Annotated in this window: 19 protein-coding genes; 8 read left to right on the plus strand and 11 right to left on the minus strand. The window is 63.4% G+C overall.

Translation table 11 applies throughout. The annotated features are described in order from the left end of the window. Positions 1–50: 50 nt before the first annotated feature. Positions 51–1,106, minus strand: coding sequence for an FAD-dependent monooxygenase (locus tag ACIQT2_RS01540; protein WP_402942937.1), 1,056 nt, complete (start codon positions 1,104–1,106; stop codon positions 51–53). 58 nt (positions 1,107–1,164) lie between these two features. On the opposite strand from ACIQT2_RS01540, the gene ACIQT2_RS01545 reads away from it, so the two are divergent. Further along, positions 1,165–1,704 (plus strand): TetR/AcrR family transcriptional regulator, encoded by a 540-nt coding sequence (locus ACIQT2_RS01545; protein WP_402942940.1) that lies wholly within the window; start codon positions 1,165–1,167, stop codon positions 1,702–1,704. Positions 1,705–1,749: 45 nt separating this feature from the next. Beyond that, the gene (locus tag ACIQT2_RS01550) at positions 1,750–2,139 is read left to right on the plus strand and encodes a hypothetical protein (RefSeq protein ID WP_400331882.1); all 390 of its coding nucleotides are present in this window, start codon (positions 1,750–1,752) and stop codon (positions 2,137–2,139) included. Here ACIQT2_RS01550 and ACIQT2_RS01555 read toward each other — a convergent pair whose 3' ends face one another. Then, positions 2,140–2,886, minus strand: a complete 747-nt coding sequence (locus ACIQT2_RS01555; RefSeq protein ID WP_402943125.1) for an SOS response-associated peptidase — start codon at positions 2,884–2,886, stop codon at positions 2,140–2,142. Between the two features lie 170 nt (positions 2,887–3,056). Here ACIQT2_RS01555 and ACIQT2_RS01560 point away from each other — a divergent pair, with 170 nt between their 5' ends. The 3 genes from ACIQT2_RS01560 to ACIQT2_RS01570 all read left to right on the plus strand — a co-directional run bounded on the left by ACIQT2_RS01560 (position 3,057) and on the right by ACIQT2_RS01570 (position 5,211). Further along, a complete protein-coding gene (locus ACIQT2_RS01560) occupies positions 3,057–3,314 on the plus strand; it encodes a mycoredoxin (protein WP_397321604.1) in 258 nt (85 codons plus the stop codon). Positions 3,315–3,457: 143 nt separating this feature from the next. Further along, the gene (locus ACIQT2_RS01565) at positions 3,458–4,543 is read left to right on the plus strand and encodes an S-(hydroxymethyl)mycothiol dehydrogenase (protein ID WP_400331879.1); all 1,086 of its coding nucleotides are present in this window, start codon (positions 3,458–3,460) and stop codon (positions 4,541–4,543) included. Next, positions 4,540–5,211 (plus strand): MBL fold metallo-hydrolase, encoded by a 672-nt coding sequence (locus tag ACIQT2_RS01570; protein ID WP_402942944.1) that lies wholly within the window; start codon positions 4,540–4,542, stop codon positions 5,209–5,211. Before ACIQT2_RS01565 ends, ACIQT2_RS01570 begins: the two co-directional genes overlap by 4 nt. Before the next feature lie 99 nt (positions 5,212–5,310). Here ACIQT2_RS01570 and ACIQT2_RS01575 read toward each other — a convergent pair whose 3' ends face one another. From ACIQT2_RS01575 to ACIQT2_RS01585, 3 genes are read right to left on the minus strand one after another with little or no spacing between them, the layout of a single operon-like run. Beyond that, the gene (locus ACIQT2_RS01575) at positions 5,311–6,039 is read right to left on the minus strand and encodes a biotin/lipoate A/B protein ligase family protein (RefSeq protein WP_402942947.1); all 729 of its coding nucleotides are present in this window, start codon (positions 6,037–6,039) and stop codon (positions 5,311–5,313) included. Next, positions 6,039–6,842 (minus strand): thioesterase family protein, encoded by an 804-nt coding sequence (locus ACIQT2_RS01580; RefSeq protein WP_402942950.1) that lies wholly within the window; start codon positions 6,840–6,842, stop codon positions 6,039–6,041. Before ACIQT2_RS01580 ends, ACIQT2_RS01575 begins: the two co-directional genes overlap by 1 nt. A gap of 31 nt (positions 6,843–6,873) precedes the next feature. Next, positions 6,874–7,362 (minus strand): DedA family protein, encoded by a 489-nt coding sequence (locus ACIQT2_RS01585; RefSeq protein ID WP_400331867.1) that lies wholly within the window; start codon positions 7,360–7,362, stop codon positions 6,874–6,876. A gap of 98 nt (positions 7,363–7,460) precedes the next feature. Here ACIQT2_RS01585 and ACIQT2_RS01590 point away from each other — a divergent pair, with 98 nt between their 5' ends. Continuing rightward, on the plus strand, positions 7,461–8,411 hold the full coding sequence (locus tag ACIQT2_RS01590; protein WP_402942952.1) for a hypothetical protein: 951 nt from the start codon (positions 7,461–7,463) through the stop codon (positions 8,409–8,411). On the opposite strand, the gene ACIQT2_RS01595 is transcribed toward ACIQT2_RS01590, so the two are convergent. Continuing rightward, positions 8,408–9,916 (minus strand): FAD-dependent oxidoreductase, encoded by a 1,509-nt coding sequence (locus ACIQT2_RS01595; RefSeq protein ID WP_402942955.1) that lies wholly within the window; start codon positions 9,914–9,916, stop codon positions 8,408–8,410. The genes ACIQT2_RS01590 and ACIQT2_RS01595 overlap by 4 nt on opposite strands. Positions 9,917–9,992: 76 nt before the next feature. Further along, entirely contained in the window at positions 9,993–10,490 is a 498-nt protein-coding gene (locus tag ACIQT2_RS01600) for a DNA alkylation repair protein (protein WP_402942958.1), read from the minus strand. A gap of 63 nt (positions 10,491–10,553) precedes the next feature. Here ACIQT2_RS01600 and ACIQT2_RS01605 point away from each other — a divergent pair, with 63 nt between their 5' ends. Beyond that, entirely contained in the window at positions 10,554–11,645 is a 1,092-nt protein-coding gene (locus ACIQT2_RS01605; protein ID WP_402942961.1) for a YhcG family protein, read from the plus strand. A gap of 2 nt (positions 11,646–11,647) precedes the next feature. Here the strand turns inward: ACIQT2_RS01605 and ACIQT2_RS01610 are convergent, their stop codons facing one another. Further along, positions 11,648–12,613, minus strand: coding sequence for a dienelactone hydrolase family protein (locus ACIQT2_RS01610; protein ID WP_402942964.1), 966 nt, complete (start codon positions 12,611–12,613; stop codon positions 11,648–11,650). Positions 12,614–12,894: 281 nt separating this feature from the next. Here ACIQT2_RS01610 and ACIQT2_RS01615 point away from each other — a divergent pair, with 281 nt between their 5' ends. Continuing rightward, positions 12,895–14,214 (plus strand): HNH endonuclease, encoded by a 1,320-nt coding sequence (locus tag ACIQT2_RS01615; RefSeq protein WP_402943128.1) that lies wholly within the window; start codon positions 12,895–12,897, stop codon positions 14,212–14,214. Positions 14,215–14,244: 30 nt separating this feature from the next. On the opposite strand, the gene ACIQT2_RS01620 is transcribed toward ACIQT2_RS01615, so the two are convergent. The 3 genes from ACIQT2_RS01620 to nrdE form a co-directional block, all read right to left on the minus strand. Further along, entirely contained in the window at positions 14,245–14,586 is a 342-nt protein-coding gene (locus ACIQT2_RS01620) for a YciI family protein (RefSeq protein WP_402942966.1), read from the minus strand. A gap of 79 nt (positions 14,587–14,665) precedes the next feature. Next, a complete protein-coding gene (gene nrdF, locus ACIQT2_RS01625) occupies positions 14,666–15,640 on the minus strand; it encodes a class 1b ribonucleoside-diphosphate reductase subunit beta (protein ID WP_397321585.1) in 975 nt (324 codons plus the stop codon). 94 nt (positions 15,641–15,734) lie between these two features. Further along, complete coding sequence (nrdE, locus tag ACIQT2_RS01630; protein ID WP_400269509.1) at positions 15,735–17,876, minus strand: class 1b ribonucleoside-diphosphate reductase subunit alpha; 2,142 nt, start codon at positions 17,874–17,876, stop codon at positions 15,735–15,737. Between the last annotated feature and the right edge of the window lie 9 nt (positions 17,877–17,885).

Here is a 17,885-nt window from a genome sequence, read left to right on the forward strand (position 1 = left end):
TCGAAGATATGTTCGAATAGTTCCAGTTTACGGCGACGGAGCCACAAATCCTACTCTGGAGTTTTCACCCTGCCCCGCCTCCTGGAGACGAGCTTGCCCACTTGCTTGAGCAAGCCGTCCCGCACTGGTTGCATGGTTTGCGCAAGGGCTACCCTGCCCATCAGCGAGGACGCGAGACGGAGCCGCTGGGTTTTGAGGACACGCTCTTTGTTGTATTCACGGAGCGCTTCTTCGCGGGGCAGCACATTGAGCAGGCTTCCCAGGGTGACTGCATCAACCAGTGTTTCGCAGGCTCCCCGGCCCAGGTTGGGCGTCATGGCGTGGGCAGCGTCGCCCAGCAGCACAACATTGCCCCTGGCATAACCGGACAGTGGCGGTGCGGTCCAAATCCGCTGGGCGAGGCTTATGTCCGGCGTCGCCAGGGCAAGAACGCCCTGCACCGCCGTTGAGTGGCTGGAATAATGCTGCCGCGTGACTTCCAAGGCTTCTGCAACATCCACGCGTTCAGGGCCAAGGTCGGAGCGGAAGGAGGCATACCAATTAGTGCCCCCTTCCGCCGGTGCGACGCCGAAGATGTCCCCCCGACCCCAGTACTCCCCTACGTCTTGGGTGGACGGACGCCCGGGCACCACCCCCCGGACTGCAATGAATGGCGTCGGCCTGGCAGAAGTCTTCGCGCCCCACGCGGCCCTTCGCACCACGCTGTGGACCCCGTCCGCTCCTACCACCAGCCCCGCTGCTGGCGGGAGGTCCGCCACCCGATGCCGTTCGCGGCGGACTGATGATGGGACGGCTGAGTCCAGCAACCGCAGCAACGTGGGCCTGGTGACACCCACCAGTCCTCCACCTTCCATGGCGAGCATGGGGTGGCCGGAGGGTTCCCTGAGCGCTCCGGACTCAAGGACTGCGCCCGCGGCTTTGATGGCTTCAAGGAGTCCTAGTTCAGCCAAGGCCTTGCGGGCGCCCGGCCACATGGCCAAGGTTGTCCCTACGGTGGGGAGTTCGGGCCGCTGCTCATGGATGGTGACATCGAACCTGGCCGGGTCCAGGACTGCTGCGAGAGCGAGCCCCGCGATTCCGCCACCAATGATGTCGACTTTTTCCATTCCTCCACAGTACAACTACATTTGTAGTGGCAACAGTGGTTGAGGCTAAGCTTTCCCCATGCCGGACCGCCGAACCGAACTTGCCGACGCTGCCCTCGCAGTCGTGGCAGCGAAAGGCCTCAAGGGCCTCACGCACCGCGCCGTGGACGCGGAAGCGGGCGCCGCCGTCGGGACCACCTCCAACTATTTCCGCAATCGGGCGGCCTTGGTAACTGCCGCCCTGGACCGCGTTGAAGAGTTGGACTCCCGCCTGCTGCAGCAACAAGCAAAAGGACAATTTCCGACGTCGGTCGCGGAGCTCGCTGAGCAACTCACCGGCGCGGTGCTGGCCTTGGCGAGGGAACATGCCGACCTCACCCGGGCAAGGTTCGTCTTTGCCTTGGACCGGCCGGAATCGGTCTCCGCGGGGCACGAGCGCATGTTGACCGGACTGGCGCAGATCCTGGAGGCACTCGGCGTCCCCGATTCACGGGTGCGGGCCGAGGCCGTTGCCGATTACAGCGACGGGCTTGCCCTGCACCTGTTGACAGCGCGCCGGGGGCAGGACATCGCACACTCGACCGTCGCAGCGAACGTCCGCCAACTCCTCGAAGGATGATTCCCGGGGCTGGACGCGGGCGGGTCCACAGAGCAGGATTGTGGCATGAGCACCCATGACGCACTCCTGAAGCAGGTCAGCATCACGGCCACGGACGACAACCTCGTGGCGCGTTTCGAAATCGACGGCAACATCCCCGGGTCCGGCGCCTATGTGGTTGGCCTGGTAGCTGCCAGCGAAGACTACTCATCCCAGCGCAGGCTCGGCATCGAATTCATGAACGGCGAAGCCATATCCTTTTATTCCTTCAACCATTCGTTGAGCACCGAGGAAAACTACGACATCAAGGGCGTCGAACACGACGGCAACGTGATCACCGGCAACTTTCCCGTTTCCGCCATCCACGGCCTGGCCAAAGGTCACCTCATGACTGCCTTCAGCGAAGCCGATGGCAGAGAGTTCCAATCAGGTGTGCCCGTCAGCGAATCCCTCTAGCTAGAAAAGGCCTTCCACCGGTTCAATCAGTTCCGGTGAGTTGTTGCGGACGTTGCCCACGGCCGCGCCAACGGCATCAAGGGTCCAATCAGCCGCGGCATCGTGCGCCCTGGACCGGACCATATCCACCAGCCCCTCAGCGTCCTTCTCGCGCGGATTCAGCCAGGCCTCAATGGTTTCGGGGTCCATTGGCAGCGGAACACGGTCATGCAGCGCCGTCAGTTCATCGAACACGGACGCACTGCGCCTGGTCCGGGCAGATTCGGCCGTCGGTGTGTCGGCGGTGATGATGGACATCGACAACAGCCACCGCGCGGGATCGTCATCCGGCAGGCTCTGGTCCTTCCACCACTCATACAGTCCCGCGAACACCAAGCCGTGACCGCCACCCGGGTGGACGTAATAGGGCTGCTTGTTCTTTCCTTCGCCCTTCTTCCACTCGTAGTAGCCATCCGCGGGGACAGCACAACGCCTGGCAACCGCGGCTTTCCTGAAGGACGGCTTCTCAAGCAGGGTCTCGCTGCGGGCATTGATCAGCCGGGCACCACCCTTGGAGTCTTTGGCCCACGACGGGACCAAACCCCATTTTGCGATATGGAGCTGCCGCCTTGGAGCCTCGTCAACGAGCCGCTCCAGGACGATCGGCACGGCGTCGGTCGGGGCTACGTTCCACGACTTCTCCAGCGCAATCTCCTCCTCAAGTTCGGCGTCGAACTGCGCCAGGAGGTCTCCCACCGCACGGGCCATCACATAACGTCCACACATGCGAACAGTCTGCCCTGTCCTCGGCCAACCCACCAGCAAGGGGTATGTGACGTAATCCTGCTTCGCTGCCGGACGGGAATTTTTGGTCCCCGCGTTACCGTTGATAGCAACGAAAGCAACCCGTCGAAAGACCCCATACTCAGGAGAGCTCTGTGGATTTCACCCCCGACTCCGGCACCATCACCATGTTCTCGACCACCTGGTGCGGCTACTGCAACCGCTTGAAGAAGCAGCTCGACGCCAAGGGCATCGGATACCAGGAGATCAACATCGAGGAAGTCGAAGGCACAGCCGAGCTCGTCGAGAAGCTCAACGGCGGCAACCGCACGGTGCCCACCGTCCTGTTCCCGGACGGCACCGCGGCCACCAACCCCTCGGCCTCCGAGGTGGAGAGCCGGCTGGCGGCCTAGGCAAGCCCAACAGCTCCGCCCGGAGGTACTCCCTTCATCCCCGGCGGACCGTCTGCCTCGTGTGATAGACAGAGTGGGAATCCGTTGCAGGCCTGGTGCCTGCAACGGAACCCGCTGTCAGCGAGCCCGAAGGGAACACCTCCATGGTCCATGCAGTCAAGGGCGTCGTCGTACGCTCCAAAGGCGCCCCCGCAACACTCGAAACCGTCCTGGTCCCCGAACCAGGCCCCGGCGAAGCCCTGGTGGACATCCTCACCAGCGGCGTCTGCCACACAGACCTCCACTACAAACTCGGCGGAATCAGCGACGATTTCCCGTTCCTCCTTGGCCACGAGGCCACCGGTGTGGTTAACGCCGTGGGACCCGACGTCACGGACATCGCTCCGGGCGACCGCGTGGTCCTGAACTGGCGTGCAGTATGCGGGAACTGCCGCGCATGCAACCGCGGCCAGGCGCAGTACTGCTTCAACACCCATAACGCCACCCAGAAAATGACCCTCGAAGACGGCACGGAACTCTCCCCCGCCTTGGGCATCGGCGCGTTCATCGAGAAGACGCTCGTGGCCGCCGGACAGTGCACCAAGGTGGATCCCGAAGCCGATCCCGCCGCCGTAGGCCTGCTGGGCTGCGGCGTCATGGCAGGTTTGGGTGCCGCACTGAACACGGGCGGCGTCAAGCGTGGCGACTCGGTGGCCGTCATTGGCTGCGGCGGAGTGGGCGTGGCCGCCATCGCCGGTGCCGCTTTGGCCGGAGCCACCACCATCATTGCCGTCGACATTGACGCCAAGAAGCTCGAACGGGCCAAGGAACTGGGTGCAACGCACACGGTGGACTCCTCCGCCGGCGATCCTGTCGAAGAGATCCGTGCCCTGACCGGCGGCTTCGGCGCTGACGTGGTGATTGACGCCGTCGGACGCCCGGAAACCTACAAGCAAGCCTTCTACGCGCGCGACCTTGCCGGAACGGTTGTCCTGGTTGGCGTCCCCACCCCTGAGATGACGCTCGATCTTCCGCTGCTGGACGTCTTCGGGCGCGGCGGATCCCTCAAGTCCTCGTGGTACGGCGACTGCTTGCCCTCCAGGGACTTCCCCATGCTCGTGGACCTCTACAAGCAGGGCAAGCTGGACCTCGATGCCTTCGTCACTGAACGCATCACCATCAACCAGGTGGAAGAAGCCTTCGACAAAATGCACCAAGGTGCCGTCCTCCGATCGGTGGTGGAACTGTGAGCCAGTCCAACAACGCACGCATTGACCGCGTCGTCACCTCAGGGACTTTCTCCCTGGACGGCGGAACCTGGGACGTGGACAACAACGTCTGGATCATCGGCGATGACACAGAGTGCATCGTCATCGACCCTGCCCATGACCCCCAGGCGATCGCCGACGCCGTCAGTGGCCGGACCGTCACGGCGATCCTTCTGACCCACGGGCACGACGATCACATCCGGTACGCGGGCGAGTTCCGCGACCTCGTCAAGGCCCCCGTCCACCTGCACAAGGAAGACTGGATGCTGTGGCACGCAGTGTTCCCGGACGCGGACCCGGACCAGGGAATCGAGGATGGCGACGAGTTCACCGTGGGTGGTGCCACGCTGAAGGCGCTCCACACCCCCGGCCACTCCCCCGGATCGGTGTCCTTCCTGCTGCCTGCCGGATCCACCGAAGCGGCGGGCGAAGGCAGTGTGGACACTGTGTTCAGCGGAGACACCCTGTTCCAAGGCGGCCCGGGGGCAACGGGCCGGTCCTACAGCGATTTCCCCACCATCATCGAATCCATCCGGACACGCCTTTTGACGCTCCCGGAAGACACTGTGGTCCTGACCGGCCACGGTGAGTCCACCAGCATCGGCGCGGAATCACCGCACCTGGACGAGTGGATCGCGCGCGGGCACTGACCCGTCATTAGCCCTGGGGATCACCCTCCGGGACCGGCCGCCTGCCCGAATGCCGGGCGGCGGCCGGTTCCAGGCGGCATATCGTGCCCGGAGCCCGTTTCAGGCGATAAGTGCCCCGAAGTCCCCTTCGACGACGTCAGCATAGGTGCCGTACGCCTGCACCACCGCATCCTCCACGGTGGCTACATCGAGGTGCGGAAGGAGGTCATTGGCGGCCCCGGCCGTGGCCGGATCCCATTCCAGGCCCAGGGCCTCGTAGCTTGCCGTGAGGACTTCACGGATGGGGACGGAATTTTCCACCACAATGACCGAACTGAACAACCATCCCCCGGAGACGACACGCTGCGCCGTGCCAATCAGCTTGATGCGGTGCGCCGGGAATACCGGATCTTCGCCGTGCACGCTGAACTCGCCCGGGCAGTACTCGCCGGGGATTTCGCCGACGGCGGCATGGACGCCCACGCTGCGCAGCGCACCGGCCAGCAACTCGCCGAATTCCGAGAAGCGGGCTTTGGCTTTGACGATCGCATCAGGGTGCGGCTCAACATGGTCCACCACGAGTGTTCCTTGGTGGTAGGCGGCGGCGCGTCCGCCGGCCTTGCGGACAAGCGGCTCAAAACCCAGGCTCCGGCACGCTTCCTCCGCAGCCTTGAAACCGGGAAGATTCGCGTCCCGTTGCCCAAAGGCCACCGTGGGCTCCGGGCGGTAAAGACGCAAGGAAGGTGTGAGTTCACCCCTTCGTGCGCGTTGCAGCAATTCCAGCGCAAAGTCCAGGTCCTTGGCCGCGCCCAAGGTTTGGGGTTGCCGGTAGACAGTGAGGGCGGCCATCAGCTCTTCCTCAGGGTCAGGATCTGTTCGGCCCTGCCGAACGGACCGTCCAGATCATGGAGCACGGTGGAGGTCAGGCCGATGCCGTCGGCGCCGAAGGACACTTTGTTGTCCAGGCCAAGCCACTCGCCGGCCGGTTCCCTGTACATATGGACCTGCAGGTCGACGTTGGGAAAGATGTAGCTGTTCTCCCCTGGCGGCACCCTGGCTGCGATGCCGTTGGCCGTGTCCACCAGGCCCATCAGGCGTGCCAGGTCGCTGCTGTCTTCCTGGTCAGTCAACGGATGCATGGTGCGGATCCAGACCCTTCCCGAGCCCGGCCGGTGCCCCTCGGCCATGCGCATCTCCAAGGAGCGGATATACCCGCCTGGCCAAACGCTGGCACCGTCCCACGGCTTGCATTCGTCCGGGGAGGGCATGCCCTCATCCTCGACAGCCGCGACGGCACTGGTATCACTGGTCACCATGCGCCAGGCCGTTGCACGGATGGCCGGGCGGCCGGCGGCCACCAGTTCGGCCTGGATCAGTTCGATGGTGCGGCCCGGCCGCAGGGTGGAGGTAATCACCTGGAACTCACCGCCGGGGATCAGGCCAAGGATTTCGTAGCTGATCCGGGCCATCCGGACGTCGCTTCGGGGCTCGTGGCGGACCAGGGCATCGGCGATGATGCCCGAGGCCGGGGCCATGTGCTGCTCGTGCGGGTTCCAGGCGCCCTGGGCATGGATGGTTGAGCGGTACCGGCCATCACCCAACGATTCGTAGTAGAAATCGCCTTCCGCCAGTTCCGGTAATGCAGTAGTCAAGCCGAACCTTTCGCCGATGCAGCAGTAGAACTCAGACCACTGTATCCGCAGATTTGGCCGCTGCCCGACGCCGCCGGGCCATGACGATGACTACCACGAGGATTGCGACGACGGCGATGGCCACTGCCGCTCCCACCGGCGACGCAGCGGCTACCGCCAACCACGCTTCCAAGGCGGCCAGCCCGATGGTCGCGTAGAGCACCGCCCACAGCACCGAACCAACAATGGCCGCCGGCACGTATCGCCGAAGCGGCATCCGCGCGGCACCTGCTGCGAGGTTCACGGCCGTTTGGAGGCCGATGGTGAGGAATGAAACCACGACGGCGTAGGGTCCCCAGCGCCGGATCAGCGCCTGGGCACGGGCAGCTTTGGGGTTTTCCAACGAGGCCCCGAAGCGGGTGTGGGCAAACCCTGCCACGGCTCCCCGGCCCAGCCAGTAGGTGGCATTGACACGGATCATGACAATGGCGAAGAGCGCCGCGAGCGCGACGCCGAAGGGCAAGCTCATGATCTGGTCCACGTGACTTAGGCTACCCTAAGCCGAGGTGGGCCGCCGACCCGACGCCGCGTAGCTGGTATCCAGCCGGCTACCCAGGACAAGGACCCTAGGATAAGGGCATGGACCTCAGCGATGCCGCCCAGGAGTTGTATGCCGTGCTGCCGCGCGACTTCACCGCCCGGCGAACGGCCTTGGCCCGGGAAGCCAAGGACTCAGGAAACAAGGACCTGGCCAAAGAGATCACTGCCTTGCCAAAGCCGGCCGCCGGTGCCTGGGCCATCAACATACTGGCCGTCAACAAGCCCGAGGTGATTGACGGCGTCGTACGCTTTGGTGTTGCGCTGCGCCATGCGCAGGAGGAGGGCGACGCCGAAGCTTTCCGTGAACTGGGACAGCGGCGCCAGGCCGAACTGGCCACGGCGGTGAAAGCCGCGAAAGACCTGGCCGGTGAGTTGGGAGCCGGGCTGAGCGCGGCGGCCGCTGCCGACGTCGAGCAGACCATCCGCGCGGCGATGTCCGACGCCGGGGCTGCCGCCGCCGTTGTTACTGGACGGCTGGTTCGCGGGCTCAGCAGCAGCGGTTTCGAAGCGGTGGACCTCAGCGGCGCGATCGCCGCGGGCAGTCCCGAAGATACGGTTCCCCGCCAACCGGAACCGGACCCGCGTCCGCAGCCCGCAAGGAAGCCCGCGCCGCAAACCCCGGCGAAGGCTAAGGCCAAGGCTCCCGGGGAAGACGCGACGTCGCTGGCCGAGCGCCGTGCCGCCAAACGGCAAGCCGCCCTCACCGAAGCAACAGCCGACTACGAAACCGCCGACAAAGAAGCGCGCGGAGCCGAAGAAACGGCCAACGGGACCTGGGAGGCAGTCAAGGCGCTGGAGCGCCGACGCAAGGAAGTTCGGTCAAACCTTGAGGATGCCAAGAAGCGCCTGGCATCGCTTGAAGCCGAACTGATCGGCATCACCCGGGATGCCGAAGCCGCGGAATCAACCAACAAACAGGCCGTCCGAACCGCAACGCAAAAGCGGCGCGCAGCCGATCAGGCAAAGCGCCGGCTTGAACGGCTGGGTTAGTCCTTCTCTTTGGCCGGAGGTTTTTGCAGGTTGTGCGTGGCGGGTCCTTCCAAGTACTTTCCCTCGGGAGTGAACCGGGAGCCGTGCAGCGGGCAATCCCACGATTTCTCGGCATCGTTCCAGGTCAACAGCCCACCCAGGTGGGCGCAACTGGCAGACACCATGCACACGTTGCCATCCACCGTGGATACTGCCGCGGGTTCGCCCTTGTACAGCCCCACCACTCCCTTGCCTTCCGGCGGCCTGGTCTCCCCGGTGATTTCAGGGTTCCTTTTCACCCGCGCCCGGTCATCGATCATCCGCTTTGCCGTTGAGGCGTTCAGGCGGATGGCCTCCGCGGCGCCCTGCGGATGGGTGACCCTGTGGTGGATGGTGGTTGCCCAGTCCGAATGACCGCCCAGGATGTCTGCGGTAACGGACAGCGCCGCGGCCACACCATTGCTCATGCCCCACTTGTTGTATCCCGTGGCGAACAGGATCCGGCCGTGCCCCCGGGGCAGCTTGCCGAAGAACGGCATCAGGTTGGTAGCCCGGTAGTCCTGGGCAGACCACGTGTGCGTGACTTCACCGCCGGGATAGTGCTGATGCGCCCACGCCAGCAAGGCCTCCACATGGGACTTGGGGGACTTTGCCCGGCCTCCCGGGTGGCCATAGCCACCCACCAGGAGCAACTCCCCCTGGTCTGTGGGAAAAGTCCGCTGCGAGCGCGTGGGCGGGTCAATGGACAAGTACATTGCGTCGGGAATTTTGCTGTCAGCGGGAAACCTCAGGGCCGCCGCGTAGGACCTGTTCGGCTCAAGCTTGGCGAAGTAGAGGCCGCGGTCCAGTATGGGAGTTCCTGTGGCCAGCACGACGGTGTCAGCTGTGAAGGAGCCCTTCCGCGTGGTGACCTCCAGGGGCTGGCCGGACCCGACGTTCTGCACCTGGACACCCTCGACCACCAGGCCGCCGTGATCCCGGATGTCTCGGACCAGGACCTCCAGCACGTCCATCGGGTTGACCTGGACCTGGTTCTCCAGTTCCAGGGCTTCCACCACATGGAACGGCAGGCCCGCATCCCTGCTGAAGTGGACATCCAAACCCGCGTCTCGCGATACCGCAGCTTCCTTCCGAAGCCGCTGGCCGCCGTCGTCGCTGGTTGCGAAAGTAACGGCGGTGCGCTGTTGGTACGCAATACCCTGCTGGTCCATGTACTGGGTAAGCCAAGCTTGTCCGCTCTTGTTGGCTTCGACGTACGCCTGCACCATCTTCAGCGAGTACTGGGCACGCAGGCTGGACAGGACTCCCCCTTGCAGGAGGCTCAGTTTGCCGGTGGTGTTTCCCGTGGTCACGGCACCCACCGTCCGGGCTTCGAAGACCGCCACCCGCTGCCCGGAACGGGAAAGCAACAGCGCAGCCACCAGGCCCGTCAATCCTGCACCGGCAACTATCGTGTCAAAGTGCTTCCCGTCGGGGAGCGGATCGGAGGTCATGCCGGCTTCGCGGTCCAGCCACAGCGATTTCATCAAACAACCTGCCTCTCAATCCATGAAAATTGACACCTGGCATGTGTTGGGGAAAACGCTAGGCCGGTCATGGGGGCTAATCAAGGGGCGGCTGCCGGCCTGAGGCAAGCGCCGACGCCCGGCGCAGCGCCGGATCCGGGTCCTGCGCCCACCGTTCCAATACCTTCCCGGCCCTCACCTTGGCTTGGCCCTGGAGCCGCTCCACCAAAGGACGGACGACATCAAGGGCGAGGGGATCGGCCAGATTCCCGGTTCCGGCCTGCCTGAGGAAGCCTTCAATACGGGTGAGGTCAGTGTTGACCAGTACGCCCACCTTGGTTTGCAGGAGGACCACCGCCGCCAGCCTCCGTTCGAAGACGGGCGTGGACCACAACTCTGAGCTGAGGGCCGTGATGTCGTCATGGCCCAGGTCCTTGTAGCGCTTGAGCGCGTCCCGGACCGTCCCGCGGACCGCCCCCACCGAGGCGCCGTACACTTCCACGCCGTCCCCGGCGCGCTCACGGTTTTCGTAGGCCTTCTCCCACGAGGACTCCCGTTGCAGGGTGTAGTCCACGAATTCGCCGGCATCGCTCACGCCCCTATTCTGTCAGCGCCTCCTCCTAGCGTGGTTCCCGCCAGCCCATCGACAGGAGACACCATGCCGTCGCAAGACCTCGTTACCGATGCCGCCTCCTTCCCGGGGGTGCCTGCTGCTTCCTCCATGCCCGACTGGTACCCGGCGCTGTTGAACACCGTTGCCAAGGAGGTCCGCGCCGGGCGGACGCGGGCCCAGGCTGCGGCCAACGGTGAGTTGCTGGCTTCCTACTGGAGCATCGGGAAGCACCTTGCCGAGCGCGAATCCGAACAAGGGTGGGGCGCCAAGGTGGTCACGCGCTTGTCGGCGGACATCCGCACCCGGTTCCCGGAAGCCAAGGGCTTCTCCCCCAGGAACCTCCGCTACATGAAGAGCTTCGCCCAGGCCTGGCCGGACTACCCAATGTTGCAAGCGCCGCTTGCAACATTGCCGTGGTACCACCAGATCGCCCTCTTGGAGAAGCTCGACGACGGCGCCACGCGGCTTTGGTACGCCGCGGCAGCTGCTGCCCATGGCTGGTCACGCAACGTGATGGTGCACCAGATCGCCACACGCCTGCACGAGCGCTCCGGCCAAGCCATCACCAACTTCGCCTCAACCATGGTTCCGGCCGATTCGGACCTCGCGCAGCAGGCCACCAAGGATCCCTACGTCTTCGATTTCCTCTCCATGACCGAACGGCACACCGAACGGGACCTCGAGCTGCAATTGGTGAAGCACGTGGAAAAGTTCCTGCTGGAACTGGGGCAGGGATTCGCGTTCGTGGGCGAGCAGGTGCGGCTGGAGATCAGCGGGGACGAATTCTTTGCCGACCTGCTCTTCTACCATCTGAAACTGCGCTGCTACATGGTGATCGAGCTGAAAGCCGTGAAGTTCGAGCCCGGTTTCCTCGGCCAGCTGGGCATGTACATGGCAGCCGTGGACGACCTCATGGCGCACCCGGACGACAAGCCCACCATCGGCCTGCTGCTGTGCAAGGAGAAAAACAGCGTGGTGGCCGAGTACGCGCTGCGCGGCTTCAACACTCCCATCGGCATCGCCGAGTGGCGGACCTCCTTGGCCGATTCCCTGCCCGATGACCTGGTTTCCAGCCTGCCGAGCATCGAGACGTTGGAAGCGGAGTTGGCCAGCGAGGCTGAACGGCTTGGTGGCTAGGATCAGACGTTGTCCTTGAACCACTGCAAGGTATCGTTCCAGGCCGCGGTGGCCTGTGCCTCTACATAGCGGTCGCTGGTGTCGTTGTGGAAGGCATGGTCCACTCCCGGGTAGACCTTGAGCTGGTGCTTGACGGTGGACTTGTCCAACGCTTCCTTGAGTTGCGGCATGGGGCCGGTGATCCGTGCGTCCTTCTCCGCGTACACTCCGTACACCGCAGGCTTGATGCCCGGAACCTTCGCAAGGTCCGGGGCGGGTCCGTAGAACGCGCTGGTCGCCTTCAGTCCTTGGATCTCGGTACTTGACTGCCACGTAATGCCTCCGCCGAAGCAGAAGCCCACCATGGCGATACGCCCCTGATCCACGAAGTCCTGGCCGTTGAGGTAATCGAACGCGGCTTTGAAGTCGTTCACGTGCCGCTGAGCGCCGGCATTCGTCAAAGCCCCGGGAACCGCGTCCGGATCCATGTTCGCCGTACCGCCCTCCCGGCTCAGCAAGTCCAAGGCCAGGGCAGCGTAACCCTCCTTGGCGAAGCGGCGCGCAACGTCCTGGATGTGCGGGGTCAGCCCGCGGTTCTCGTGGCAGATCAGCACTGCCGGGCCTGGCTTGCCACCCTCTGGACGGGCCAGGTAGCCGCTGATGTCCGTCCCCTGGGCCGGGAACTTCACCGTTTCAGTGGTCAGTCCAGCTGCTCCTTCAGGTACGGAGAGCGGGCTCTTGGCGTTCGGCACGGCAGTAGTACTCGTTCCGGACACCGTAGACGCGTTGGGGGTTGGCATGGGAGTTCCGTTCCGGGGCACCTCCTCCGACGTGCAGCCAACCAGGGTCATGGCAGCGGCGGCAGCTGTCATGCTGCCCATGATGAATGCGACCCGCCTGGTAAAGGTGTGGTGCGACATCTCGCCGGCACGGTAGTCGTCGTAGAACTCTTCGATCAGGTACTTTTCGAACTTCTCTAGCTGGGTCATGGCGTTTGTCCTCCCCTGAATGCCACAAATCCTCCCCTGATGTAAAGACGCGGACAAGGGGTGGGTGGTTCAACTCGAGGTTCGAGGGAGCAACCGACCCGTTGACCTGGCGGGCCGAAGGCTTGTGTTTCAGCTGGTTGGATTCCGTGCTGACCGGCCGGGCCTATTTTGTCAGTGCCTCCTGGCAGAGTGTGACTATGGAAGAGGTTCAGGGCACACATGCGACGGGCAACGCCGTCTCATTGTCTGCGCGCCTCGATGCTTCAGACTTCGCTCCCTTGATGCGACCGGCAGACAAAGTCTGCAACACGCCGCAGGCCTCAGCCATCAGCAAGGATCTGGTCGATCAGTTGCGGGTTCTTGAGGACATGAAGTCGGCGATCTCAGCCTTGCAAGCCAAGATCGCCGTGGCGTTCGACCTGGCCCAGCGGCAAGAACAAGCCGACGCCGGGGTCCCCGCCAGCGAGCAGGGCCGCGGCGTGGCCACCCAAGTGGCCCTGGCCCGCCGCGAATCACCCAACAAAGGCTCCCGCCTCCTGGGCCTGGCCAAAGCACTCGTCACCGAAATGCCCCACACCCTCACAGCCCTCGAAACAGGACAACTCAACGAATGGCGCGCCACCCTCCTCGTGAAGGAAACCGCCTGCCTCTCCGCCGAAGACCGCTGCGCCGTCGACGACGAACTCGCCCCGGACACCGGCACCTTCGACGGCGCCGGGGACAAAACCATCATCGCCGCCGCCAAAGCCGCCGCCTACCGCCGCGACCCACGCTCAATCACCCAACGCGCAGCCCACGCCGCCACCGAACGGCACGTCAGCCTCCGCCCCGCCCCGGACACCATGACCTACCTCACCGCGCTCCTGCCCGTAGCCCAAGGAGTCGCCGTCTACAAAGCACTCACCAACGCAGCCAGCACCGCACGCTCCGACGGCGACACCCGCACACGCGGCCAAATCATGGCCGACACCCTCACCGAATGCATCACCGGCAGGCGCCAAGGATTCTCCGGCATCGACCTGCAACTGGTCATCACCGACCGCACCCTCCTCCAAAGCGACTCCGAACCAGCACGCCTGGACGGATACGGCACCGTCCCCGCCGAATGGGCCAGAAACCTCCTCGTCCCAGACCAACCAGACACCGACCACAGCCCCAGCAAAGACACCAGCACCAGCAACCCCAACAGCAACGCCGAGCTCAACATCTGGCTCCGCCGCCTCTACACCGCACCAACCACCGGCGAACTCCTCGCCATGGACTCACGAGCCCGCTTCTTCCCAGCAGGCCTGCGCCGCTTCATCCAAACCCGCGACAACCTCTGCCGCACCCCCTACTGCGACGCCCCCATCCGCCACCACGACCACATCATCCCCTGGTCACAAGGCGGCAAAACCACCCTCACCAACGCAGCCGGACTCTGCGAACACTGCAACCACACCAAAGAAAACCCCGGCTGGAGCGCCAAGCCCGAACCAGGCAACAGACACCAACTGACAGTCACCACCCCCACCGGCCACCACTACTCCTCAACCGCTCCCCCACTGCCTGGTCATGAGCGGGCCAAACAACTGGTCCCAAACCTCGAACGGGGACCTTAGGAGTACGACAACTGGCTCAGGCCAGATCTTTTAGCCCGCGGGGTCGTACTGGAACTCCCGGAGTTCCTGCGGGCATCGGCACGCCACGGCGATCTTCGCTGCCCACTCAACGGCTGCCTCACGGCTTGGCAGCTCAAGGACGGTGTAGCCACCGTTGGGTACTGTGTGGTCCGGATAGGTGCCAGGTTGGATTGAACCATCTCCTGAAACACGGACCGGCAAGACTTCCTCATTGATGCCGCCACCGAAAACGTAGACCCCAGCTTGTTTGGCCTCCTCAATCACTGCATGCGCGGCATCGGCCACCGCCTGGAACTGCCCCTCTGGGATGTCCATGGCCTCGCCGGGAAATGAGATCAGGTACTTGGTCATGCGGATCGCCTTCCTAACGTCAAAGCCCCTTACGCCTGTCAGCGCAAGGGGCTTTGAAACTACCAAATGAAGTCGGAGCTTAGAACTCCCAGTCTTCGTCCTCCGTGTTCACGGCCTTGCCGATGACGTAGGAGGAGCCCGAGCCGGAGAAGAAGTCGTGGTTCTCGTCGGCGTTCGGGGACAGGGCGGAGAGGATGGCCGGGTTCACGTCGGTGACGGATGCCGGGAACATGGCCTCGTAGCCCAGGTTCATGAGGGCCTTGTTGGCGTTGTAGTGCAGGAACTTCTTGACGTCCTCGGCCAAGCCAACACCGTCGTAGAGATCGTGGGTGTACTGGACTTCGTTTTCGTACAGTTCGAAGAGGAGCTCGAACGTGTAGTCCTTGATTTCCTGCTTGCGGGCCTCGGAAACCTTCTCCAGGCCCTTCTGGAACTTGTAGCCGATGTAGTAACCGTGCACGGCCTCGTCACGGATGATGAGGCGGATGAGGTCGGCCGTGTTCGTGAGCTTGGCGCGCGAGGACCAGTACATGGGCAGGTAGAAGCCCGAGTAGAAGAGGAAGCTCTCAAGCAGGGTCGAGGCAACCTTGCGCTTGAGGGGATCGTCGCCCTGGTAGTAGTCCATGACGATCTGCGCCTTCTTCTGCAGGTTCTCGTTCTCGAGCGACCAGCGGAAGGCGTCGTCAATCTCCTTGGTGGAGCACAGGGTGGAGAAGATGGACGAGTACGACTTAGCGTGCACCGACTCCATGAAGGCGATGTTGGTGTACACAGCTTCTTCGTGCGGGGTCAGCGCATCCGGGATCAGCGAGACCGCGCCCACCGTGCCCTGGATGGTGTCCAGCAGGGTCAGGCCGGTGAAGACACGCATGGTGAGCTGCTGCTCTTGCGGCGTCAGCGTGTGCCACGACTGGACGTCGTTGGACAGCGGCACTTTCTCCGGCAGCCAGAAGTTGTTGACCAGGCGGTTCCAGACTTCCACGTCCTTGTCATCCTGGATCTTGTTCCAGTTGATGGCTTCGACGTGGCTCAGCAGCTTGACCTTCTCGGTCATGTCATCCCCTTTAGCGATGGGTGGTTCTTTAAGGTAAGCGTACGACGGCGGGTGGTAACCCGCCGTCGTACTCTTCAGTTATGTGCGTGGTTGACTACAGCATGCAGCTGACGCAACCCTCAACTTCGGTCCCTTCCAGCGCGAGCTGGCGGAGACGGATGTAGTAGAGCGTCTTGATGCCCTTGCGCCATGCGTAGATCTGGGCCTTGTTGATGTCCCGCGTGGTGGCGGTGTCCTTGAAGAACAGCGTCAGGGACAAGCCCTGGTCCACGTGCTGCGTGGCAGCGGCGTAGGTGTCGATGATCTTCTCGTAGCCGATCTCGTACGCGTCCTGGTAGTACTCCAGGTTGTCGTTGGTCAGGTACGGAGCCGGGTAGTAGACGCGGCCGATCTTGCCTTCCTTGCGGATTTCGATCTTGGCGGCCACCGGGTGGATCGACGAGGTGGAGTTGTTGATGTAGCTGATGGAACCGGTAGGCGGAACGGCCTGGAGGTTCTGGTTGTAGATACCGTGCTCCATGACAGAGGCCTTGAGTTCGCGCCAGTCATCCTGGGTAGGAATCTGGTGGCCGGCGAACAGTTCACGGACCCGTTCGGTCTCCGGCGCCCATTCCTGCTCGGTGTACTTGTCGAAGAACTCGCCGGAGGCGTACTTGGAGTTCTCGAAGCCGCCGAAGGTCTGGCCCGTTTCGATGGCCAGCTTGTTGGAGGCACGCAGGGCGTGGAACAGCACGGTGTAGAAGTAGATGTTGGTGAAGTCCAACCCCTCTTCGGAACCGTAGTGGACGTGCTCACGGGCAAGGTAGCCGTGCAGGTTCATCTGGCCAAGGCCGATTGCGTGGCTCTGGGCGTTGCCCTGGGCAATCGAGGGCACCGAGTTGATGTAAGACATGTCCGAGACCGCACTGAGCGCACGGATGGACGTCTCGATCGACAGGCCGAAGTCCGGCGAGTCCATGGTCTTGGCGATGTTCATGGAACCGAGGTTGCAGGAGATGTCCTTGCCCACGGTTTCGTAGTTCAGGTCCTCGCTGTAAATGGACGGCGTGGAAACCTGCAGGATCTCCGAGCACAGGTTGCTCATGGTGATCTTGCCGTCGATCGGGTTGGCCCGGTTCACCGTGTCCTCGAACATAATGTACGGGTAGCCGGACTCGAACTGGATCTCGGCGAGGGTCTGGAAGAACTCGCGGGCGTTGATCTTGGACTTCTTGATCCGGGAATCGTCCACCATCTCGTAGTACTTCTCCGTCACGGAGATGTCGGAGAAGGGCACACCATAAACGCGCTCAACGTCGTACGGCGAGAAGAGGTACATGTCCTCGTTCTTCTTGGCGAGCTCGAAGGTGATGTCCGGAATCACCACGCCCAAGGAGAGGGTCTTGATGCGGATCTTCTCGTCGGCGTTCTCGCGCTTGGTGTCCAGGAAGCGGTAGATGTCCGGGTGGTGGGCGTGCAGGTACACGGCACCTGCACCCTGGCGGGCACCGAGCTGGTTGGCGTAGGAGAAGCTGTCTTCGAGGAGCTTCATCACGGGGATCACGCCGGAGGACTGGTTTTCGATCTGCTTGATCGGGGCACCGTGCTCGCGGATGTTGGTCAGCGAGAGGGCAACGCCGCCACCGCGCTTGGAAAGCTGCAGAGCCGAGTTGATGCCACGGGCGATCGACTCCATGTTGTCCTCGATACGGAGGAGGAAGCAGGACACGAGCTCGCCGCGCTGCGCCTTGCCGGCATTAAGGAACGTGGGGGTAGCCGGCTGGAAGCGTCCGTCGATGATCTCGTCCACCAGGCGGGTGGCGAGTTCTTCGTTGCCGCGGCCAAGGTGGAGGGCCACCATGCAGACGCGGTCTTCGTAGCGCTCAAGGAAGCGCTTGCCGTCGAAAGTCTTCAAGGTGTAGGAGGTGTAGAACTTGAAGGCGCCGAGGAAGGTCTCAAAGCGGAACTTCTTCTTGTACGCCCGGTTGAAGAGGTCGCGGATGAAGTTCATGGTGTACTGGTCCAGCGTTTCGCGCTCGTAGTACTGGTTCTTCACCAGGTAGTCGAGCTTCTCTTCCAGGTCATGGAAGAACACCGTGTTGTTGTTCACGTGCTGCAGGAAGTACTGGTGAGCAGCTTCGCGGTCTGCCTCGAACTGGATCTCGCCATTGGCGCCATACAGGTTCAGCATCGCGTTGAGCTCGTGATAGCCAAGGCCTTTATAGGCCTCCGGCAGTGGCTTCTTGGCCGTGTCCACAGTGCCCCC

This window comes from Paenarthrobacter sp. NPDC090522 (assembly GCF_044769225.1).
GTDB lineage: Bacteria > Actinomycetota > Actinomycetes > Actinomycetales > Micrococcaceae > Arthrobacter.